This window comes from Christiangramia echinicola DSM 19838, from assembly GCF_000423065.1.
Taxonomy (GTDB): domain Bacteria; phylum Bacteroidota; class Bacteroidia; order Flavobacteriales; family Flavobacteriaceae; genus Christiangramia; species Christiangramia echinicola.
On record NZ_AUHG01000012.1, the window covers coordinates 201,740 to 224,594 of the forward strand.

General features: G+C 36.6%; 20 protein-coding genes. 9 read left to right on the plus strand and 11 right to left on the minus strand.

Annotated features, from left to right (window positions below):
* Positions 1 to 15 precede the first annotated feature (15 nt).
* The gene (gyrA, locus tag G530_RS0110235; RefSeq protein ID WP_026934446.1) at positions 16 to 2,547 is read right to left on the minus strand and encodes a DNA gyrase subunit A; all 2,532 of its coding nucleotides are present in this window, start codon (positions 2,545 to 2,547) and stop codon (positions 16 to 18) included.
* Between the two features lie 248 nt (positions 2,548 to 2,795).
* Between gyrA and G530_RS0110240 the strand changes: the two genes are divergently transcribed.
* Together G530_RS0110240 and G530_RS0110250 are read left to right on the plus strand one after the other, a co-directional pair.
* Complete coding sequence (locus G530_RS0110240; protein WP_026934447.1) at positions 2,796 to 5,351, plus strand: ATP-dependent Clp protease ATP-binding subunit; 2,556 nt, start codon at positions 2,796 to 2,798, stop codon at positions 5,349 to 5,351.
* A 115-nt stretch (positions 5,352 to 5,466) separates the two neighbouring features.
* Complete coding sequence (locus tag G530_RS0110250; protein ID WP_026934448.1) at positions 5,467 to 5,841, plus strand: DUF7793 family protein; 375 nt, start codon at positions 5,467 to 5,469, stop codon at positions 5,839 to 5,841.
* Here the strand turns inward: G530_RS0110250 and hutH are convergent.
* Complete coding sequence (gene hutH, locus G530_RS0110255) at positions 5,838 to 7,343, minus strand: histidine ammonia-lyase (RefSeq protein ID WP_026934449.1); 1,506 nt, start codon at positions 7,341 to 7,343, stop codon at positions 5,838 to 5,840. The genes G530_RS0110250 and hutH overlap by 4 nt on opposite strands.
* A gap of 100 nt (positions 7,344 to 7,443) precedes the next feature.
* Entirely contained in the window at positions 7,444 to 8,973 is a 1,530-nt protein-coding gene (locus G530_RS0110260; protein ID WP_026934450.1) for an NAD(P)H-hydrate dehydratase, read from the minus strand.
* Between the two features lie 128 nt (positions 8,974 to 9,101).
* Here G530_RS0110260 and gcvT point away from each other — a divergent pair, with 128 nt between their 5' ends.
* From gcvT to G530_RS0110280, 4 genes are all read left to right on the plus strand, one after another.
* Positions 9,102 to 10,184: a glycine cleavage system aminomethyltransferase GcvT gene (gene gcvT / locus G530_RS0110265; RefSeq protein ID WP_026934451.1), complete on the plus strand. Its 1,083-nt coding sequence runs from the start codon at positions 9,102 to 9,104 to the stop codon at positions 10,182 to 10,184.
* A 5-nt stretch (positions 10,185 to 10,189) separates the two neighbouring features.
* Positions 10,190 to 11,005 carry a sugar nucleotide-binding protein gene (locus G530_RS0110270; protein ID WP_026934452.1) on the plus strand — a complete coding sequence of 272 codons (816 nt, stop codon included), beginning with the start codon at positions 10,190 to 10,192 and terminating at the stop codon, positions 11,003 to 11,005.
* 86 nt (positions 11,006 to 11,091) lie between these two features.
* Positions 11,092 to 11,382 carry a 4a-hydroxytetrahydrobiopterin dehydratase gene (locus G530_RS0110275; protein ID WP_026934453.1) on the plus strand — a complete coding sequence of 97 codons (291 nt, stop codon included), beginning with the start codon at positions 11,092 to 11,094 and terminating at the stop codon, positions 11,380 to 11,382.
* Between the two features lie 91 nt (positions 11,383 to 11,473).
* Positions 11,474 to 12,205: a YebC/PmpR family DNA-binding transcriptional regulator gene (locus tag G530_RS0110280; RefSeq protein WP_026934454.1), complete on the plus strand. Its 732-nt coding sequence runs from the start codon at positions 11,474 to 11,476 to the stop codon at positions 12,203 to 12,205.
* On the opposite strand, the gene G530_RS0110285 is transcribed toward G530_RS0110280, so the two are convergent.
* Positions 12,206 to 12,745 carry a 1-acyl-sn-glycerol-3-phosphate acyltransferase gene (locus G530_RS0110285; protein ID WP_026934455.1) on the minus strand — a complete coding sequence of 180 codons (540 nt, stop codon included), beginning with the start codon at positions 12,743 to 12,745 and terminating at the stop codon, positions 12,206 to 12,208.
* Positions 12,746 to 12,750: 5 nt separating this feature from the next.
* Positions 12,751 to 13,953, minus strand: a complete 1,203-nt coding sequence (locus G530_RS0110290) for a proline dehydrogenase family protein (protein WP_026934456.1) — start codon at positions 13,951 to 13,953, stop codon at positions 12,751 to 12,753.
* Between the two features lie 88 nt (positions 13,954 to 14,041).
* Here G530_RS0110290 and aroB point away from each other — a divergent pair, with 88 nt between their 5' ends.
* Together aroB and G530_RS0110300 are read left to right on the plus strand one after the other, a co-directional pair.
* On the plus strand, positions 14,042 to 15,112 hold the full coding sequence (gene aroB, locus G530_RS0110295; protein ID WP_026934457.1) for a 3-dehydroquinate synthase: 1,071 nt from the start codon (positions 14,042 to 14,044) through the stop codon (positions 15,110 to 15,112).
* 90 nt (positions 15,113 to 15,202) lie between these two features.
* A complete protein-coding gene (locus tag G530_RS0110300) occupies positions 15,203 to 15,505 on the plus strand; it encodes a hypothetical protein (protein WP_026934458.1) in 303 nt (100 codons plus the stop codon).
* 68 nt (positions 15,506 to 15,573) lie between these two features.
* On the opposite strand, the gene G530_RS0110305 is transcribed toward G530_RS0110300, so the two are convergent.
* The 6 genes from G530_RS0110305 to G530_RS0110330 form a co-directional block, all read right to left on the minus strand.
* Complete coding sequence (locus tag G530_RS0110305) at positions 15,574 to 16,122, minus strand: type 1 glutamine amidotransferase domain-containing protein (protein ID WP_026934459.1); 549 nt, start codon at positions 16,120 to 16,122, stop codon at positions 15,574 to 15,576.
* 99 nt (positions 16,123 to 16,221) lie between these two features.
* Positions 16,222 to 17,232, minus strand: a complete 1,011-nt coding sequence (locus tag G530_RS0110310; protein WP_026934460.1) for a YihY/virulence factor BrkB family protein — start codon at positions 17,230 to 17,232, stop codon at positions 16,222 to 16,224.
* Positions 17,232 to 17,750: a DinB family protein gene (locus G530_RS0110315; protein WP_026934461.1), complete on the minus strand. Its 519-nt coding sequence runs from the start codon at positions 17,748 to 17,750 to the stop codon at positions 17,232 to 17,234. Before G530_RS0110315 ends, G530_RS0110310 begins: the two co-directional genes overlap by 1 nt.
* Positions 17,751 to 20,324 (minus strand): phosphoenolpyruvate carboxylase, encoded by a 2,574-nt coding sequence (locus G530_RS0110320; protein ID WP_026934462.1) that lies wholly within the window; start codon positions 20,322 to 20,324, stop codon positions 17,751 to 17,753.
* A 94-nt stretch (positions 20,325 to 20,418) separates the two neighbouring features.
* Entirely contained in the window at positions 20,419 to 20,898 is a 480-nt protein-coding gene (locus G530_RS0110325; RefSeq protein WP_026934463.1) for an Lrp/AsnC family transcriptional regulator, read from the minus strand.
* 72 nt (positions 20,899 to 20,970) lie between these two features.
* Positions 20,971 to 22,137 carry a M14 family zinc carboxypeptidase gene (locus tag G530_RS0110330; protein ID WP_026934464.1) on the minus strand — a complete coding sequence of 389 codons (1,167 nt, stop codon included), beginning with the start codon at positions 22,135 to 22,137 and terminating at the stop codon, positions 20,971 to 20,973.
* A gap of 280 nt (positions 22,138 to 22,417) precedes the next feature.
* On the opposite strand from G530_RS0110330, the gene G530_RS0110335 reads away from it, so the two are divergent.
* The gene (locus tag G530_RS0110335; RefSeq protein ID WP_026934465.1) at positions 22,418 to 22,837 is read left to right on the plus strand and encodes a helix-turn-helix domain-containing protein; all 420 of its coding nucleotides are present in this window, start codon (positions 22,418 to 22,420) and stop codon (positions 22,835 to 22,837) included.
* Positions 22,838 to 22,855: the final 18 nt, after the last annotated feature.

Sequence of the window (22,855 nt, forward strand, 5' to 3'; positions counted from 1 at the left end):
TTTGGTTTTTAATTTTTATTCTTCACTATCATCTGCAATAGTTGTGCCATTCGCCGATTCTTCACCACCCACAGGCTTTTCAGCGTCTTCCATGTTCTCTACATCATCTTCATCATGAAGCACTTTAGCCACAGCAGCAATAGCATCATTCCCTTTCAGGTTTATAAGCCTTACTCCCTGTGTAGCACGACCCATAACGCGTAGATCCTCTACAGCCATTCTAATCACGATCCCAGATTTATTAATGATCATAAGATCATCTATATCTGAAACATTCTTAATTGCGACAAGTTGTCCGGTCTTTTCGGTAACAGAAATGGTCTTAACTCCTTTTCCGCCCCTGTTTGTGATTCGGTAATCCTCAAGGCTGGATCTTTTTCCATATCCGTTTTCTGATACAACCAAAATATCAGAATCAAAATCATTCACAGAAACCATCCCTACTACTTCGTCATTTTCATCTGCTAAAGTAATACCTCTAACTCCAGATGCATTTCTTCCCATTGGCCTGGTTTTACTTTCTTCAAACCTAATAGCCTTTCCACTCTTTAATCCAAGCATCACCTGGCTATTCCCGGTAGTAAGCTTAGCTTCTAATAATTCATCACCTTCTTTAATAGTAATCGCATTGATACCATTAGTTCTAGGACGAGAATATTTCTCTAATCTTGTTTTCTTAACCTGACCTTTTTTAGTAGCCATGATCACAAAATGATCATTAATATACTTTTCATCTTTAAGATCCTGGGTACAGATAAATGCATTGACCTTATCTTCAGGTTCAATATTTATAAGGTTTTGTATCGCTCTTCCTTTAGAGGCTTTACTACCTTCCGGAATTTCATAAACTCTCATCCAGTAACATTTACCGTTCTGAGTGAAGAACAACATGTACTGGTGATTAGTTCCTACAAAGAGATATTCTAAGAAATCTTCATTTCTGGTATTAGATCCTTTTTGCCCGACTCCTCCTCTATTCTGAGTCTTGTATTCTGTAAGCGAGGTTCTTTTAATATAACCTGCATGAGAGATAGTGATCACTACACTCTCATCTGGAATCATATCTTCTATACTAAGATCACCACCTGCATATTCTATTTGAGAACGTCTTTCGTCACCATACTTCTCTTTAATTTCATATAGCTCATCCTTGATAACTTCCATTCTACGCTCTTCACGCGCAAGAATATCTTCGAGATCTTCTATAGTCTTTAATATTTCGTCATATTCAGCTCTTAGCTTATCCTGTTCAAGACCAGTAAGCTGTCTAAGCCTCATTTCTACAATTGCCTTTGCCTGAACTTCTGATAGCTCAAATCGCTCCATCAACTTAGTACGGGCTTCATCGGCATTTGAACAAGCTCTAATTAAAGCGATAACTTCATCGATGTTATCTGAGGCGATAATTAATCCTTCCAGGATATGAGCACGCTCCTTGGCTTTTCTTAATTCAAATTCAGTTCTACGAACAACAACATCATGTCTGTGTTCAACGAAATGATAAATAAGGTCTTTAAGATTCAGCATTTCTGGTCTACCATTTACAAGTGCAATATTATTTACACTAAATGAAGACTGTAATGCTGTATGTTTAAATAAGGTATTAAGCACGATATTAGGAATCGCATCTCGCTTAAGCTGGTAAACGATACGCATACCATTACGGTCTGATTCATCCCTGATCAAACTAATACCTTCAATTTTCTTGTCATTTACTAGGTCGGCCGTCTTCTTGATCATATCGGCCTTATTCACCTGGTAAGGAATTTCAGTAACCACAAGGTATTCCCTGCCGCCGATTTCTTCCATATGAGACTTGGCGCGCATCACTACTCTACCACGGCCAGTCTTAAATGCTTCCTTAACCCCATCATAACCATAAATAATACCACCGGTAGGAAAATCTGGAGCTTTAATGTACTGGATAAGCTCATCGATCTCAATATCGCGGTTATCTATATAGGCTATAGTTCCATCAATAACTTCAGTAAGGTTGTGAGGTGGCATATTGGTCGCCATACCTACGGCAATACCACTGGCTCCGTTTACCAAAAGGTTTGGAACTCTGGTTGGCATAACTACTGGCTCACTTAAAGAGTCATCAAAGTTAAGTTGGGTATCTACTGTTTCTTTATCTAAATCAGCAAGCATATCTTCACTGATCTTACGCATACGCGCTTCAGTATAACGCATCGCTGCAGGACTATCACCATCAACAGAACCAAAGTTACCCTGACCATCTACAAGCATGTATCTCATGCTCCAGTGCTGGGCCATTCTAACCATGGTATCATACACAGATGAATCACCGTGAGGGTGATACTTACCAAGTACTTCCCCTACGATTCTCGCAGATTTTTTATAGGCTCTGTTTGAAAGAACTCCAAGCTCGTACATACCGTACAATACTCTTCTGTGAACTGGTTTTAATCCATCACGCACATCTGGTAACGCACGTGACACAATGACCGACATCGAGTAATCGATGTAGGCTGATTTCATTTCATCTTCAATGTTGATAGGAATTAGCTTTTCTCCTTCAGCCATACTTAAAAATTTAATTTATCTCAAAAAATCTAAGGGGCAATTTACATATTTTATCCATCTTTAATGGGTAACAACCACTGCGAACACCTTCTTTTTATTAACAAATTTTTATTGTGTTTTGGTTAATAAGTTCACTATTTTACACTTTGATAATTGAAAGTAATTTTGTCAATTAGCTACTAACTCCCTATTAGGTACAGTTTTTGTCCTATTTCGAGTGAAAATAAATTTTGAGAAAGGAAGATAAAATGGATGATAATTTTTCACCAAGAGTAAAAGATGTCATTGCTTACAGTAAAGAGGAAGCATTAAGACTAGGCCACGATTTCATCGGGACAGAACATCTTATGCTTGGTTTATTGAGAGACGGTGACGGTAAGGCCATAGATATATTGAACGCATTAGACGTAGACCTAAGTCATTTAAGGCGTAAGGTTGAAATATTGAGCCCTGCTAATCCAAATACTGTTACAATTAGTAACGAAAAACGAAATTTACATTTAACCAGGCAGGCAGAGCGAGCATTGAAAACAACCTTTTTGGAGGCTAAGTTATTCCAGAGTTCTAATATTAATACTGCACACCTGCTATTATGTATTTTGAGAAACGAAAATGATCCCACAACTAAACTCTTAAACAAATTGAAAATAGATTACGACGGAGTAAAAGATCAGTTTAAATATATGATCGCCAGCGATGAAGATGATTACTCTGACAGCCCGTCTGCAGAATCTTTTTCAGATGATGACGGTGGTGATGAGACAACCAGAGAAAACCCATTTAGCGGAGGTGGAAACACAGGTAAAACTTCTAAAAAATCTAAGACTCCTGTTTTAGATAACTTCGGAAGAGACCTTACGGCATTAGCCGAAGCTGATAAATTAGACCCTGTGGTAGGCCGTGAAAAAGAAATCGAGCGTGTATCACAGATCTTAAGTAGAAGAAAAAAGAACAACCCTTTATTAATAGGAGAACCTGGTGTTGGTAAATCTGCCATAGCTGAAGGTCTTGCTTTGCGTATTGTTAAACGTAAAGTATCCAGAATTCTATTTGATAAAAGAGTAGTTACTCTCGATCTGGCAAGTTTAGTAGCTGGAACAAAGTATCGCGGTCAGTTTGAGGAACGTATGAAGGCGGTAATGAATGAGCTTGAAAAGAATGATGATATCATACTTTTCATAGATGAGATCCATACCATTGTTGGTGCCGGTGGCGCAACAGGTAGTCTTGATGCCAGCAATATGTTCAAACCGGCGTTAGCAAGAGGAGAAATACAATGTATTGGTGCCACTACCCTGGATGAATACAGACAGTACATTGAAAAGGACGGTGCCCTGGAAAGAAGATTTCAGAAGGTTATTGTTGAACCTACAACCGTAGAAGAAACAATAGAGATCCTTAACAATATTAAAGACAAGTATGAAGAGCATCATAACGTTCAATATACAGATGAGGCGATTCAAGCTTGTGTGAAGCTCACCAATAGATATATGACCGAAAGATTCTTACCAGATAAGGCTATTGACGCCCTGGATGAAGCAGGGTCCAGAGTTCATATTACTAATATTGATGTACCTAAACAGATCCTGGAATTAGAAAGAAAACTGGAGGAGGTTAGAGAAAGTAAGAATTCTGTTGTTAAAAAACAGAAATACGAAGAAGCAGCCAAGTTGCGAGACGATGAGAAAAATCTTGAAAAGGAACTTGGAATTGCTCAGGAGAAATGGGAAGAAGAATCAAAAAAGCACAAGGAAATAGTTTCTGAAGATAGTGTAGCCGATGTGGTTTCTATGATGACAGGAATTCCCGTTAATAGAATTGCTCAAACTGAAAGCAATAAACTTGTGGAGCTTCCAAAGGAGATCAAAGGAAAGGTTATTGGTCAGGACGAAGCTGTTGGGAAAGTTGTAAAAGCTATTCAGCGTAATCGCGCCGGACTTAAAGATCCTAACAAACCAATTGGATCATTTATTTTCTTAGGTCAGACCGGAGTTGGTAAAACTCAGTTAGCTAAAGTTTTAGCCCGTGAGTTATTTGATAATGACGATGCGCTAATTCGTATAGACATGAGTGAGTACATGGAAAAATTTGCTGTGTCTCGTTTAATCGGTGCACCTCCAGGATATGTAGGATATGAAGAAGGAGGCCAATTAACTGAAAAAGTTAGAAGAAAGCCTTACGCAGTAATTTTACTGGACGAGGTAGAAAAAGCCCATCCAGATGTATTCAATATGCTGCTACAGGTTCTTGATGATGGTTATTTAACTGATAGTCTTGGTAGAAAAATTGACTTCAGAAATACAATTATCATTATGACCTCTAATATTGGAGCCAGGAAACTTAAAGATTTTGGTCAGGGAGTTGGATTTGGAACTTCTGCTCAAAAATCGCAAGTAGATGATAATGCAAGAAGCGTGATAGAAAACGCGTTGAAAAAAGCATTTGCTCCTGAATTTCTGAATAGAATCGACGATGTTGTAATCTTCAACAGTCTAGAAAGAGAAGACATTCATAAGATCATTGATATCGAACTTGAGAAACTGTTTGATAGAATACATGGTCTTGGTTATGACCTTAATCTTTCAGATAAAGCCAAGGATTTTATTGCTGAAAAAGGATTTGACAAGCAATATGGTGCACGTCCATTAAATAGAGCGATTCAAAAATATATTGAAGATGCCCTGGCTGAAGAAATCATAAGTTCAAAACTTAAAGAGGGAGATAAGATCATAATGGACCTTGATGAGGAGAAAAGTGAATTGACCATAGATATTCAGAAATCGGTTAAAGAAACCGAATCTTAAAATTCAGGATTTATACTATTTAAAGCCACTTCCGTTGAAGTGGCTTTTTTATTTATTTTATTATTTTCACAATTCATATTTTGTGTTAAATTAGCCCAAAAAGCCCCTACTCACCATGCAACCTAAAGAGATAAGTTTAGAATTCGGGACGGTATATATTCATGAAAATATACTAATCGCCAAGCTTAATGAAGGTATTCTCTTCGATCTAGAATCAAACCAGAAACTACTGGATATTGGCTCAGAAGTTTTTCAAAACGAAAATTACGCTTACATATCTCACCGGGTGAATTCTTATGCTGTAGATCCTATGGTGTACATTGAATCTGCAAGTGCGAAAAACCTTAAGGCTATTGCGGTAGTAAGCGAGAATGAAATGACCAGACGCAATGCTGAAGAAGTTGAAAAGAAATTTTATAAGGATAATAATTGCTTTGAAGCATTTCAAACTTTAGAAGAAGCTGTTAGATGGATCGAAACCAGGATCTAGTCTAGAAATTCTTCAATCTCCATATTCTCTAAAAACTGCTTTGCTTTTTTTATGTAAGGAGCCATAGTTCTGTCTTCAGTAAGTACTGGAACTTCCTTTCTAAAATTCGCAATGACTTCCTCTAACTTAACAGATGTTTTAGCTGGTTCTCTAAAATGTATTCCCTGGGAAGCATTGAAAAGCTCAATCGCCAGAACAGTATTTAAATTTTCAACAACCTTAAGCAATTTAGTAGCACTGTTTGCCCCCATGCTTACATGATCTTCCTGACCATTCGAAGAAACAATGGAATCTACAGAAGCAGGAGTAGATAATTGCTTATTCTGACTTACAATACTTGCTGCGGTATACTGCGGGATCATAAATCCGCTATTCAAACCTGGGTTTTCAACCAGGAAATTTGGTAAACCTCTTAAACCTGAAACCAATTGATAGGTTCTTCTTTCAGATATATTAGCTAATTCAGAAAGGGCAATCGCCAGATAATCCAATCCTAAAGCTAATGGCTGACCGTGAAAGTTTCCACCTGAAATGATCTTATCTGCTTCAATAAATATATTAGGATTATCTGTAACCGAATTAATTTCAGTCTTTACCGTTTTGCGCACAAATGCTAAAGTATCTTTTGATGCACCATGTACTTGAGGAATACATCTAAATGAATAAGGATCCTGTACATTATTTTTCTCAGATGCGGCGATCTTACTTCCTTCCAGAAACTGTCTGATTCGTTCAGCTGTTTTAATCTGCCCCCTATGTGGACGCACTAAATGCACCAATTCATCATATGGAGATAGATTACAGTCGAATGCATCTACAGAAATCGCACCGATAAGATCTGCCAGATATGAAAGTTTATACGCTTTTAATAAAGCATACACCCCATGAGCACTCATAAACTGAGTTCCATTTAACAGAGCAAGACCTTCCTTACTTTGTAATTTTACCGGTTCCCAATTCATTTTTTTCAGAAGCTCCTCACCTTGAATAACCGAACCCTCAAAATAAACTTCACCGTCCCCTATTAAAGGAAGAGCCAAATGCGCTAAAGGCGCAAGATCTCCCGAAGCACCAAGCGAACCCTGCTCATAAATTACCGGTAAAATATCATGGTTGTATAACTCAATAAGGCGTTCTACTGTCTCCAGAGCAACGCCGGAGTTTCCATAGCTTAAAGATTGAATTTTCAATAGAAGCATCAATCTAATTACCGGCTTAGATACAGCATCTCCTGTCCCACAAGCATGCGACCTTACCAGGTTCTCCTGTAACTCAGTAAGCTTTTCAGAAGTAATCTTTACATTACATAAAGCTCCAAAACCAGTATTAATTCCATAAACAGGTACATCACTCTGTTTAATCTTGTTATTTAGATAATCTCTGGACTTCTGGATATTTAACCTTGACTCATCACTTAAAGACAGTTTTTTCTTATTTATAAGAATATCATGAATTACTTCAAGATCTAAAACTGCTGAACTTATATAATGATGATCTGGCATATTGTTGAAATGATTTTATGGAGTGCAAAAATCTTACTTCAGAGATAAGATTCCAAATAAATAGAGCTTTAAATAAAGATTATATCAACAATTCTTAAAATTATTCTGAATTCTTTAGTTTTCTACTAAAAAGACCCTGTATAGCTTTTCCAATATTCTTAGCAATATCCCCTGCTAAAACACTCTCGTAACCCAAATTTTCTGCTGCTATATCTCCTGCCCTCCCATGTAGAAAAACTCCAAGTACAGCCGCTGTTACCGGTTCATAAGACTGACCCATGAAAGAAGTGATCACCCCGGAAAGCACGTCTCCACTTCCTGCCGTAGCCATTCCGGGATTTCCGGAGTTATTTACATAAATATCATTACCATCTATCACAAAAGTATGAGCCCCCTTAATGACTATGATCAACTTATATTTTTTGCTAAACGATCTTACCAGCTCCAGTTTATGAAAATCATCCTTCCATTCACCTACCAATCTTTTTAATTCTCCTGGATGAGGTGTTAAGACTGAATTTTCAGGTAAAAGATCCAGCAATTCTTTATTTTCTGACAAGATATTCAGGCCATCAGCATCTATTAAAACAGGCGTTTTTACCGTATTCAGCATATTTTTTAAAGCTTCTCTGGTTTTATTAGCCGTACCCGCTCCCATTCCAAAACATACAACATCGGCCTTGAAATCTTCCGGATACCCACTTAATAGATCATCCTCGACATCTGTCACTACCATAGCTTCAGGCAAGCCAGTTTGGACGGCATGATATCCACATTTAGGAATGTAAAGACTGCATAATCCACTGCCAGTTTTTAATGCCGCGGTAGCCGTTAATAATACACTCCCAATTTTGCCATAACTGCCACCAACGATAAGTGCATGACCATAATCACCTTTATGAGAATTGGCTTTTCTTGGCTTATACAAACTAACTGCCTCTTCTTCTCCAATTAAATGATTTCCAGATTGTAATTTCCCTAAAAATTCTTTATCCAGGCCAATATCCAGGATCTGAAGGTCTCCAACATAGTCCATCGTATCTGGTAAAAAGAAAACCAACTTCGGCGCCTGGAAACTTAAAGTGAAATTTGCTTCTATTACGGCTGCATCCTCAGCCGGTATCTTATCTGAAAATAATCCACTAGGCATATCGATTGCTAGTATAAATGCCTGAGATTTATTGATCAATTTGACCAGATTTGCAACCCAACCTTCAATAGGCCGGTTTAGGCCGATACCAAACATCGCATCAATGATAAAATCACCAATATTGATCTCAGGAAAATTATCCTCGTTTTTTATTAATTGTGGCCAGTCATTGGTTACATCTTTCAGTTTTTCATAATTAGCCAGAAAATCATCAGATCTTTTGTCGCTATAATTAACCACGTAAACTGTCACATGGTATCCATGCTGAATCAAATGCCTGGCAATCACTAATCCGTCACCTCCATTATTTCCAATTCCACAGAAAATTTTGATAGGAATTGGAGCTCCCTGTAAGCGATTATTAATTTCATTAAAAACTAATGTTGCTGCACGCTCCATCAATTCTTCTGAAGTTATTTGCTGCTTTTCGATAGTAATTTTATCCCCTTCTGAAAGCTGTTCAGCAGTGAGTATTTTCATAAAACTGAATTTTGTGGTCTAATCTTTTATAAACTTAAGAATTCATAATTAATATAATTCTATAAAAAGCCCGAATAAATATTGTATTCTATCCGAATTGAATAAATTTGCCCAAATTTTTGAAAATAATGAAAGAAATAGCCCTGTCTGAAAAACATAGAGAATTGAACGCTAAAATGGTTCCGTTTGCTGGATTCAATATGCCTGTATCTTATGAAGGAGTCAATGCTGAGCATGAAACGGTAAGGAAAGACCTCGGTGTTTTTGACGTTTCTCATATGGGTGAGTTTCTAATTTCAGGAGAAAATGCTCTGGAATTAATTCAGAAAATAAGTTCTAACGATGCTTCAAAACTTGTAGACGGTAAAGCACAGTATTCCTGTATGCCTAACGAAGATGGAGGTATTGTTGATGATCTAATTATTTATAGGATAGATTCAGAAAAATATCTATTAGTAGTAAATGCATCGAATATAGAGAAAGACTGGAACTGGATCGCACATCATAATACCATGGATGCTACCATGAGAGATATGAGTGATGAAATGTCTCTACTTGCTATTCAAGGCCCTAAGGCTTCTGAAGCTATGCAATCACTTACAGATATAGATCTTGCGAATATGAAATTCTACACTTTTGAAGTAGGAACTTTCGCAGATGTAGATAAGGTGATCGTATCTGCAACCGGATATACAGGTAGTGGTGGTTTTGAGATCTATTTTAGAAACGAAGATGCTGAGAAGATCTGGGATGCAGTTATGGAAGCCGGGAAAGATTATGGAATTAAACCGATTGGCTTAGCAGCCAGAGATACTTTACGTCTTGAAATGGGTTATTGCCTTTATGGTTACGACATAGATGATACCACTTCACCTATAGAAGCAGGGCTTGGGTGGATCACTAAATTCACTAAAGACTTCATTAATAGTGAAGAATTAAAGGCACAGAAAGAAAATGGCCCTAAGCGCAAACTGGTCGCTTTTGAACTGGATGAAAGAGGAATTCCTCGTCAGGGATACGATATCGTAGACGAGAATGGTAAGAAAATTGGATTGGTTACTTCGGGCACCATGTCCCCTTCCATGGAAAAAGGAATAGGACTGGGATATGTACCTACTGAAATTGCAGGCGCAGGGAAAAAGATATCTATCCAAATACGCAAAAAAGCCGTCACTGCAACTCAGGTAAAACTGCCCTTTTATAAAGGCTAATTTATTTGAAACGAATACTCATTTTAGGAGCTAGCGGATTTATAGGCAATGCCCTGTATAAAGAGCTGTGCTCCTATTTTGATACTCACGGCACCTACCATACCGCCAATGATTTTTTCGAGAGTAATCATCAGTTTCATCATTTTGATATGGAAACTGAGAATATTGAGATCCTTCTCGAAAATTTAAGACCAGATGTCATCATTTCATCATTACGAGGAGATTTTGACGCACAGATCGTCACCCATTTTTCAATAATCAACCATATAATTAAACACGATTCCAAGCTAATTTTCATAAGCTCAGCTAATGTGTTTGATGCCTTTACCAACTACCCTTCCTACGAATACGACAAGACTTTAAGCCAGAGTATTTATGGCAGGTTTAAGATAAAAATAGAGAATGCTTTACTAAGATTGCCAAACCACCAATATAATATAGTAAGGCTACCTATGGTCTTTGGTAAAACCTCACCCCGGATCAAGCAAATAAAAACTATAATAGATCTTGGAGAGCCATTAGAAGTATTCCCGAATGTGGTTATTAACGCTACAGAAATATTAAAAGTCACCCAGCAAATACATTATATAATAAATCGTAACCGGCAGGGAGTTTTTCATCTTGGAAGTACAGACCTTGTACATCAAAGGGATTTTATTGCAGATGTATGTGAAGAAATGGGTTATGAAAATCCATTATTCAAAAATGTTTACGATTCTAATTACGATAGATTCCTGGCTGTACTTCCCAAAGACAATAAACTTCCTAAGAATTTGCAAATAACCATTAGTCAGGTTGTGGAGGCTTCCACAAAGGCTTAGCTGTTAATCTTATAATAAAGAAAAGGATTCTCCTTTCATTTCGATGCTTAATTTCTAACTTTAAGTAAAACCAAAAGATTTAAGCAATGAAAAAACTAACTGACGAAGAGATTCAAGACAGAATAAAAGATTATGATGGTTGGACCTATGCCAAGGGTGCCATTCATACTTCCTTTCAATTTGAAAATTTTAAAGAAGCCTTTACGGTAATGACCCGTATTGCCTTTGAAGCTGAAGATCAGCAACATCATCCCAATTGGGGAAATGTTTATAACCAGCTGGAAATTTCACTATCCACTCACGATGCAGATGGAGTTACCGAAAAAGACTTTAAACTAGCGCGAACTATAGAAGATATTATAGAAGCAACAGGATAATAAAATCTATACAAAACGATCAGCTCCTGATTTTACAATGTGAATTAGGAGCTTTTTTTATATTTTTGCCCGAATCTAATTAAAATCTACGATGGGAAGAGCATTCGAATTTCGCAAAGCACGTAAAATGAAACGTTGGTCTGCAATGTCTAAAGCATTTACCAGAATTGGTAAAGATATAGTAATGGCAGTTAAAGAAGGTGGGCCAGATCCAGACACTAATGCCAAATTGCGTGCGGTTATTCAAAATGCGAAAAGCGTGAATATGCCTAAAGATAATGTTGAACGCGCCATAAAACGCGCTTCAGACAAATCTCAGGGAGATTATAAGATCGTTCTTTTTGAAGGCTACGCTCCACATGGTATTGCTGTCCTGGTAGAAACTGCAACAGATAATAATAACAGAACCGTAGCGAATATACGGTCTCATTTTAATAAGTGCGATGGGAATCTTGGAACTTCCGGTTCTGTAGAATTCATGTTTGATCATACCTGTAATTTTACAATCAATGCTGAAGGTCTGGATCCTGAAGAACTTGAATTGGAATTAATTGATTTTGGTGCAGAAGAAATATTTAAGGATGAAGATGGAATTCACATCTATGCTCCATTTGAATATTTTGGCGCTATACAGAAAGAACTTGAAAATCGTGAAATAGAGATCCTGTCTTCTGGTTTTGAAAGAATCCCACAGGTTACTAAAACTCTGAATGCTGAGCAAACAGCTGATGTAGAGAAATTATTGGAAAAACTTGAAGAAGATGATGATGTACAGAATGTATATCATACTATGGAATCTTCTGAAGAAGAAACGGAAAAATAATTAGAAATTCTCAGGGATCTTTCCCTGAACTCCATCATAATAACTGAAAATTTCAGAATAATCTTTATTAAAATCTCCGGTTGGCCAGTAAGCGTCGGAGATTTTTACTTTTTTAGCAGCATAGTCAAAGGAAACCCTGATAATTGGCACTTCAGCTTTGATAGCGATATAGTAAAATCCAGTTTTCCACTTATCGGTTTTCTGCCTTGTTCCTTCCGGGGACATGGCTAATCTAAAGACTTCTTTTTCCTGAAATATCTTAGCGATAGCATCAACCTTCTTTAGCTTTCCGGTCCTGTCTATAGGTGAACCTCCAACCATTTTAAAATACCATCCAAAAGGAGGTTTGAACAGTTCTTTCTTTCCCACGAAATTGATCTGGACATTCATGATCTTCCTTACCAGTAAACCTATTAGAAAGTCGAAAGAACTGGTATGTGGAGCGACAATTACCACACATCGTTTTATAGCCGGATCAAAATTATTTTCCAGTTTCCAGCCTAGAACTTTAAAAAATATAAATTTAGCCAGTCCCCGCATGTTTTTTATTCGCGGTGGTGTTTTGTAGACTTATCTCCTCTACGTCTTTTCTTTTCTTCTCTTAACAATGAAAGCTCTCTACCGGTCTGGCCTTTTACAGAGGTGTTTTCCTGAGCTCTTCTTAATAGATAAGGCACGACATCTCGAACTGGACCAAATGGCACAAGTTTAACTGCATTATAGCCTTTACGTGCCAGATTATAACTAATATGGTCACTCATCCCGTAAAGCTGGCTGAACCAGATTCGGCTATCTTCCAGAGACAAACCTTTATCCTCCATGATCTGAAGGGCCAGATAGCTACTAACTTCATTATGCGTCCCTATAAATACCGAAATATCTTCAAGATGATTCAGACAGAAAGATAGTGTACTATTAAAATTAACGTCGGTTGCTTCTTTGCTTTCACAAATAGGTGAAGGATATCCCAACTTCTTAGCACGGGCATTTTCCTTTTCCATATAAGCACCACGAACTATTTTAGCACCAATTTTAAAACCATCCTTTTTTCCTTTCTCATGAAGTTGTTTTAAATAATCCAGCCTGTCCCATCTGTAACACTGCAGCGTATTATAAATCAAGACTTTGTCACCGGTGTTATATTTTCTCATCATTTCTTCCATGAGATCATCAGCAGCAGTTTGCATCCAGGTTTCCTCACCATCGGCATATAATCGCACATTTAACTCATGAGCTTTGCTGCAAAGAGTGTTTACTCTATCCTTTACTCGTTCCCATTCTTCCTTTTCATCTTCAGATAAACTGATCTTTTCACTTACTTTTTCCCAAATTTCGAATCTACCAATCCCGGTTGGTTTAAACATCGCAAATGAGATCTCTTCACTTTTACTAGCATATTCAATAAGACTTAGCTTTTTTCTCATCGCCGCATCAAATTCTTCCTCAGTTTCCTTCCCTTCTACCGAATAATCCAGTATGCTATGTAGATTCTCATCATACATTTCATTGGTTACCGGCTTACAGTCTTCTTCGGTAACTCCACCACAAAATTGCTCGAAAATTGTTTTCTTGATAAGGGTCTCTACGGGTAAATGTAGTTTTAATGAAAATTTAGTAAGAGCTGAACCGGCTTTAACTAAAGATGAATAATTCATCATACTGAATAAAAATATCGCTCTATCCAATTCAGAATTAGACTTTAATTTAAATGCAGATTTAGTATTATTGAATATCTTTTTTCTAATCATTTCGAGTTATTAAACGCGCAAATATAATTATTGAAGTTGATTTAATTCATAAATTCTCTTTAATTTCCCCCGCATAAATGCTAATAAAATGAACGATTTAACCGTCCCTTTAAATCCTGTTTTTTACTCTAAAAATGGTTTTGAGAAAATAAATGAATTCCTGAAGGAGGAATCACCTTCAAAAATTTTTATTCTGGTAGATAGTAATACACATACTTATTGCCTTTCTAAATTTCTTCAGAAAATAGAAAGTGATTTTACTACCGAAGTAATTGAAATAGAAGCAGGTGAAGAATATAAAAACCTTCAAACTTGCGAAGGAGTATGGAATGTTCTCTCTGAGCTTGAAGCAGATCGTAAAAGCCTGATGATAAATCTTGGTGGTGGCGTGGTTACTGATCTTGGTGGCTTTGTGGCCTCCACTTTTAAGAGAGGCATCAAATTTATTAATGTCCCTACTACCTTATTATCTATGGTAGATGCTTCGGTAGGGGGAAAAACTGGAGTAGACCTTGGTAACCTTAAAAATCAGATAGGAATTATAATTCAGCCAGAAATGGTGGTTATAGAATCAAATTTTCTAGAAACCCTTTCTGCACAGGAGATGAGAAGCGGCCTGGCAGAAATTCTTAAACACGGGCTCATCGCCAGTGAGGACTACTGGAAAAAAGTAACTAATCTGGCAAATCTTGACCTTACCGACCTCGATGAGATAATTAAGGAATCGGTTAACATAAAAGCTGACATAGTTAAAAAAGATCCTTTTGAAAAAAATATTCGAAAAACCTTAAATTATGGTCATACCCTGGGTCACGCAATCGAGTCTTATTGTCTTACTCATCCTGTAAGAAATAAATTGCTTCACGGTGAAGCCATTGCTGCAGGAATGATCCTGGAAACTTACGTCTCTCAGGAAATAGAGAATTTCCCAAAAGAAAAACTTCAGTATGTAAATGAGACTATAAAAAAGATGTACGGGAAAGAAACTTTTAGTGAAGCTGATATCGTACAAATAAAGGACCTAATGAAATTCGACAAAAAGAATGAAAGAGGCAATATCAATTTTGTTCTACTAAAAGATATAGGAGAGCCTGTTATAGATATTATAGTGCCAGACGCCATAGTAGACAAAGCTTTTGAATTCTATTTAAATAATTGATTTTTAATCATTTAATATTATGAATATTTAAGTATTATGTTTTGCGTGTAATTTGATTTTTTATTTATACTTGCATAAACCAATTACACTATGAAAAGGATAATCGTAGATTATAAAAAACTTACTCCCGAAATTTTGGGCATGTTAGTAGAAAAGTATCCTGATGGCTATGATGATGATCAGGTCATTTCATTCAAGAACGCCAAAAACGAAACTGTAGACGCCGTAGAAGTGCGTACCGAGGATACCGTTTACCTGGTAAAGGTTAGTACTCGCCTGGAAAACACTATGGCCAATTTTGATGAAGACGATTATGAAGATTCAGAATTTAACGATCCTATCGTAGATATTCCAGAAAAGGAAGAGGATACAGAAGAGGATGAAGATAAATAGATTATAAAATGAAATAAAAAGGAGCGCTGATGCGCTCCTTTTTATTTTTAGCAATTTTTAAACTTGTCTTAAGCATGCTGTAAGTCATGCTTACCTTCTTTGATTTCTTCGATCATTTTAGCATTGAATGCTGGCAGATCATCAGGATTTCTACTCGTAACAAATGCTTCATCAACTACAACCTCTTCGTCTACCCATAGAGCTCCTGCGTTTTCAACATCTTTTCTAATAGAATTAAAAGAAGTCATTGTTCTCCCCTTAACTACCTCTGCATTTATTAAAGTCCATGCTGCATGGCATATTGCACCAACCGGCTTGCTTTGTTTAAAAAAGTCTCTAACAAATATTAGAGCCGACTCTTCACGACGCAATTTATCAGGATTAATTACTCCTCCTGGTAATACTAGGGCATTATAATCTTTGGCTGAAACTTCATCAAGACTATAATCCACTTCAAAATCTTTTCCCCAGTTGTCTACGTCCCAGGATTTTATTTTTCCTTTTTCAAGACTAACAATATCAACTTTAAAACCTTCTTTCTCCATTGCACTTTTTGGAGAGGCCAACTCGCTTTCTTCAAATCCGTTTGTGGCCAAAATTGCAATTCTCTTTTCCATAATAAATTTTAATTTTTGGTTCACTCAAAGATAGCAAGCGACCAGGAGAAAAAGTATTAAGAGCCTACTAAAACTGGGGCTCGCTTCGTTAAAGCTTTATTAAGTCTTAGATTTATCTTCTTCTAATTTCTGCTTTTCATCCAGATCCAGGTGAGATTTAAGTTTATCCAGAACTCGTTTCTCATCTTTAATTTCCATTTTACGCTGCTCCAGTTTTTCCAGTTCCTGATAGATCGCAGGTTCTCCAAACCTGTTGGGAACTACTTTCTCCTTTCTAAGCAAGGCATATTGTACGGTGAATTCAGCCCCAAAAAATAAAATGAGGCAGGTAAAATATACCCATAATAAGATTAGAACTACCGAGGATGCTCCGCCATAAACTGAACCCGGAGAGCTTTGGCCAAAATAAAAACCGATTAGCGACTCCCCTATCAAAAATAAAACAGAAGTTAAGGCTGCCCCTACGTAGGTGGTCCTGATCCTGATCTTGATATCTGGAAGTAATTTGAATATTGCAGCAAATAGCGTGGTTATAAAAAGGAAAGAAAGCAGGTAGTTAGCTACTATCACCACAAAATCGGTCACATTTGGAAAGATGTTACCAACCTGACCCGCAATCATTTTTAATAAGGTAGAAACCACCATCGCAATGAGTAAGAGTAAGCCTATTACGAATATCATTCCTAAAGAAATCACCCTATCAAGGACCAACCTCAGGAAATTAGTCTTTTTCGCCGCTACATTCCAGATATTATTCATAGCTATCTTTAACTGAAAGAACACTCCGGTAGCACCGAAAATAAGCATGGAAAGCCCAAATATCACGGTTAAAGTTGAATCCTGATTAAGAGCCGCATTCTCTATCATGGATTCCACAGCATTTGCGGTATCTTTACCAATAAATTCGTCTATTTCAACTGTAATTCGGCCTTGTACAGCTTCCCGCCCATAAAAATACCCTGCAATGCTGACTACTATAATAAGTAAGGAAGGCAGAGAGAACAATGCGTAATAGGCTATGGTGGCGCTTCTAGCATAGGCGCCATTTTTCTCCCAGCTGAAATAGGCTTTTTTTAAAAGCTTGAAGAATATTTTAATGGTATTCCACATTAAAGGTACCTGTTACTTATGATATCCTTATGATGCTTTGCGTGTCCTATCATAATAAAACCAATAGCTCTGGCAGAAGTATTTACATCATTCATGTTCCCAATAATTTTGAGCATCAAATCGGTAAAACTTTTATATAGAAATATGCCAGATTGCCTTACAATTTTAAATTCTTCAATAAGCTCTGAGCCAGGGCGATTATCACCTCCAGAATTCAGAACGTAAAGGTCATGATCAAAACCAGGTAATGGATTTTGCTCATTTCTGGCAAAACATAAGGCACGATATTGAAAGATTCTTTCTGTATCGATTATATGCTGAACCATTTCCTTAATGCTCCATTTCTCAGGTTTATACCTGAAATTCCATTTTTCAGAAGGAATGCCTTTTAAGAACTCAACCATTTCAGAAGTGTTATTCTCAAGACTTGCAATAAGTTCTGCCTCGTCATCTAATCTATCGATATAACCTGAATAAAATTCACCGAATTCACCCTTAGTTAATTGCGCCTTCTTCATTTATGCTGAATTTCTACTGGCGTTAATATTTCCATAAAGTGACCTGGTAACGATCTTCTCATATATTTCCAGCTTCTCTTCTACTCCAGAACCTTTTTTATTAAGCTCCTGAATAGTACGCAAAGCATGTTGCTGAATTGTTAGAAGTGGCAATACTATACGCTCTCTTGCTTCAATAGAGGCCTTACCTGCTGGCTGATTCTGCATTAACTTTTCATAGCCCGTCACTTTAAGTAACATTTTCTTGGTGCGCTCAAATTCTTCGTGAATTATCTGCCAGAACTCTCCAAACTCTTCATCATTCTTCATATATGCAGTTAAAGGAAAAAATGATTTGGTAAGACTCATCATGCTATTTTCCAGTAAGGTTCTAAAGAATTCAGAATTGTCATACAATTCCTTAACCTTATCAAACTGACCATCTTTTTCCAGTTTTTCCATAGCTGTCCCAACACCAAAAAATCCGGGTACATTCTGTTTTAACTGACTCCAGCTACCAACAAAAGGGATAGCACGAAGATCTGAAAGATTCAATTCTGCAGATTTATTACGTTTAGAAGGTCTACTTCCTATATTTGTTTTCGCATAATACTTTAGAGTACTCATTTTCTCGAGATATGGAATAAAACGAGGATGCTTTTTGAAATCTGTATAGGTCTTATAACTAATCTCGGCAAGCTCGGTCATAGTTTCTCTATCCTTGTCGTTCAGGACATTTTTACCATTACTAAAGATCTCATTAGATACTCCTGAACTTAATAATTGTTCCAGGTTATAGGTACATGAATCTTTAGTTCCGAAATTAGAACTTATAGTTTGTCCCTGAACCGTTAACTGGATTTCCTCATTCTCTATGGTAGGACCCAATGAAGCATAGAACTGGTGTGTTTTACCACCTCCTCTGGCAGGCGGTCCTCCTCTACCATCAAAGAAAACAACCTTGATCCCATATTCCCTCGAGACCTTGGTTAATGCTTCTTTCGCTTTAAAGATACTCCAGTTCGCCATAAGGTAACCTCCATCTTTAGTACCATCACTAAAACCAAGCATTATAGTTTGCTTATTACCTCTTCTCTCTAAATGTTCTTTATAAACAGGATGGGTATATAACTTTTCCATTACATTGTGCGCCTCCTGTAGATCTGGAACGGTTTCAAAAAGCGGAATAACATCTACACTAGGTTTTTCCCAGCCAGTCATTCTTATGAAAGCGAAAGGCTGAAGCACACCCTGCACACTGCCGCAGTTACTAATAATATAACGGTTAGCACCTGGCTCTCCACTCTTTTCCTGAATTTCCTGCATTGCATAAATTGAAGATATTGTGGCTTTAGCCATACCTTCTTCAAAATCTTCAGGATCTATTTTTGCCTGAACGCTGCTTAATATTTCAATTTGCTTTTCATCATCCAGTTCATTGAAATCAGCAGGAATTAGCTCAGGCTTCACTTTTATTAGTTCATCTATAACCTCCTGATGTTTACTGGAATCCTGTCTTATATCCAAAGTTGCAAAATGATAACCAAAAAGATTAACCTTATTGATCATATCATCTAACTCATCTATAAATAAAGATTGATGTTTTTCAGAAAGTATCTTCTTGATATTATATAGTTTATGCTTTAAATCTTCAAGTGGAAGTTTAATGGTTCCAGAACGGGAAATAGCAGAATCATAAAGACCTTTTTCAATCTCAGTCATTAGCTCATGAACCTCTCTAAAAGTCAATCTCCGCTTCAATTCACGAATATCACGGTAATAATTAAGCAACACGGTTCTTCTTAACCTCTTTGCTACCCTTAAAGTAATATCTGTCGTTACGAAAGGATTTCCGTCACGATCACCTCCAGGCCAGAAACCTAGATTTATCACCTGATTTCCTACATCTTCTCCGTCAAAAATATTTTGCTGAATATAATTATGAATTCTACTTGCACTTTGGTAGAAAACATTTTCAAAGTACCAGATCAAATTAACCGCTTCATCATAAGGAGTTGGTTTCTCCTTTTTAAAGAATGGCGTCTTACCTAATTGAGCCAGCAACTGCTTGATTTTCACAAGGTCATTTGCACGAATGGCGTTGTCCAGATCTGTAATGATCCCTAGAACGGTACCAGGATAGAATTGTGTTGGATGCGCAGTTAAAGTTGGCCTAACTTTAAAGCGTTTTAGATACTCCTTCAGCTCTTCTACCTTTTGCTTGGCTTCTGCTTCTTCCTTGACACTTCTTAAAGTACCACGGCCATCCATATTATTTACTATAGAAAATGAGGCGTCTTCGATGGCATCAAAAAGAACAACCTGTCTCTCTATATATTGAATAAACCTGAAAAGAAGATCTACTTTTTCTTCCTCTGAAGGGTTTTCTCCATATTTATCAAAAAAGCGGTCTACAATCTCGGTAGGGTTTTTATTCTCTTTAAAACCAGTTTCACAAATTTCCTGAAACAAAGGCAGTAAAGCGCCTGTTTTTTTTATCTCGTCGTATGGCAGGGTTAAAAATATACTATTATAAACCTGATACTTAGCAAGCACGTTATCATTAAATCTATCTAATCTTGGTTCTCTGTGCATAATCAAATTTTAGGGTGGTCAATTGTTTTAAATTTATAAAAAAACCCTTTAAACAAAACAGTCTAAAGGGTCTTTAATATAAGTTTAGGACTGTTTACATATCTTTAAAAATAGAATGCATCAGCCTCTTTTTATCATTAATGCTCTCCTCTAGAGAAATCATAGTTTCTGTTCTATAAACACCTTCGATATCATCTAACTGAAAAATGATCTCTTTTGCATGTTGTGTATTCTTCGCACGAATCTTACAAAACACATTGAATTTGCCTGTGGTAACATGGGCTACAGTTACAAATGGGATTTCATTGATTCTCTCAAGCACAAATTTTGTTTGAGAAGTATTTTTCAGAAAAACACCTACATATGCGATAAAAGCATATCCTAGTTTTTTATAATCCAGGGTTAAGGAAGAACCTATAATTATACCGGCCTCTTCCATTTTTTTTACTCTAACATGGACAGTCCCGGCAGAGATCAATAATTTCTTAGCAATATCGGTAAATGGAGTTCTCGTATTCTCGATTAACATATCGAGGATCTGATGATCTGTTTCGTCTAATTTAAACTTGGCCATTTTCAACGTCTTTTTTTAATGAACTTCAAAATTAATACAAAATCATTGAATTATTGACAATTTTTTTGACAATTACACGTATTTAACCTCTAATTCTGTACCATTTATGACAATTTTATTAACTATAACGTTTTCGCCAAGTTTTGCTTTTTCTGGCAAACTAACCTCCTGTCCAGACGCATCTATTTCTCTATGAGCGAATTTTGATATTTTTTCCTGAATTTTCTCCACCACTGGAATAAATTCTATCGATTCCCCCTTTAAAATTTCTTTAAACTGAATACTAATTTCACACTCCTTTCCATTCAATCTGCCATTCCTGATTATTACATCATTAAATAATTTCTGATTTTCCGGGATATCGAAGTACTTCCTGTAGCCAGCTACATCACCATCGAATTCAGAAATTTGATACAAGCAGGAAACGAGAGCCTGGAACACAAATTTTCTAGTCTCCTCTCTTTGGTAATCTCCCGGGAAGTGCCCGGCCTCAAATAATATAGTTGGAGTATTTAAAAATTGAAAAGTATCCCCGGCACAGTTAATATTGAAAGCATCATCATACCTGCCAATCCTGCCTTTTAAGTCCTCATAGAGATCCTCTGCCATTCCTGCGATCAAAGACATACTTTGCTTTCTAAATTCATCAATGTTGCGCTCCTGGTCTTTAGAAGGAGTCAAAAATGAGAGTGTTGCAGGTTCATTGTTTTCTCCGGCACTAAAAATAGTTCGTTGATCATGAAGATTTAAACAATAATGAGGTTGGATCCTTTTATATTGATCCATCAGGATCCTACTCTCTGGTTGAGACAGATCCTGCATATCGCGATTTAAATCCACTCCATGGAAATTTACCCGGGTATAAGCCTTTGCTCCATCTGGGTTTAAAACAGGAATCACGAAGAGCGTACAGCGTTCTAAAATATCAGATAATATTAATTCATCATCTTTTTGTGTAAAGGCATTCAGCAAATCAAAAACGGCATTCGTAGTGGTTCCTTCATTTCCATGCATTTGAGACCAGGCCAGGATTTTAATTTTTCCGCTACCTAAAATGATCATACTGATAGGTCTTTCCTGAACGGAATTTCCTATTACGTCTATTCTAAATTTATCTGAAAGATCATTTTTAAACAGATCCAGATCCAGATTTGTAACATATCTACCGGTTACTTTTTGAAATTTTATTCGGGAATAATAAGCTTCCTGAAAAAGATTTTTAAGCACTTGATTCTTCATGTTTACAAAATTAAACATTGTATATTTTACAATTGTAAACAACCAAAATTAACTCAATTGTAAACATTTGTAAACAACGGAAGAATACCAGTAAACATGAGCCTTGGAAAAAATCCTATTAAATTAAACATACAATTTAAACTATTGTTTTTTAGTTAGTTAAACTATTTTAATTAAAGTATGTATTCATCAATAATATTAATGTTTACATGTGTAACATTGTATATTTGTAAATATTATTTACATTTGTAAATGTAGTTCACATCTCATTTATGTTACAATGGTAAACACAGAAAAGTTCGCTTCACGATTGAATAAAATCCTGGATTTTTATGACTTATCGGCTGCTTCTTTTGCAGATAAAATTGAAGTTGGCCGCTCTTCTATTTCCCATATTTTATCCGGGAGAAATAAACCTAGTCTGGATTTTGTAATGAAAGTGGTGAAGAATTTTCCGGAAGTTGAGTTGTACTGGTTGCTAAATGGAAAAGGGAAATTTCCTGCCGATTCAGATTCTCCTGCCGAAACAGGAATTAGTATGAAGGACGATAGATCTACTCCTTCTAACTCGATTCAGCAGCCAATTAAAAATAGTTCGCCTGAACCACCAACGTCATTTCCAGCTGGAAAACCTGGAAAAGAAATTCAGAAGATCGTAATATTTTATAAGGACGGAAGTTTTGAGGCCTTCGAAAATTGATTATTCCGTTTAAATTGA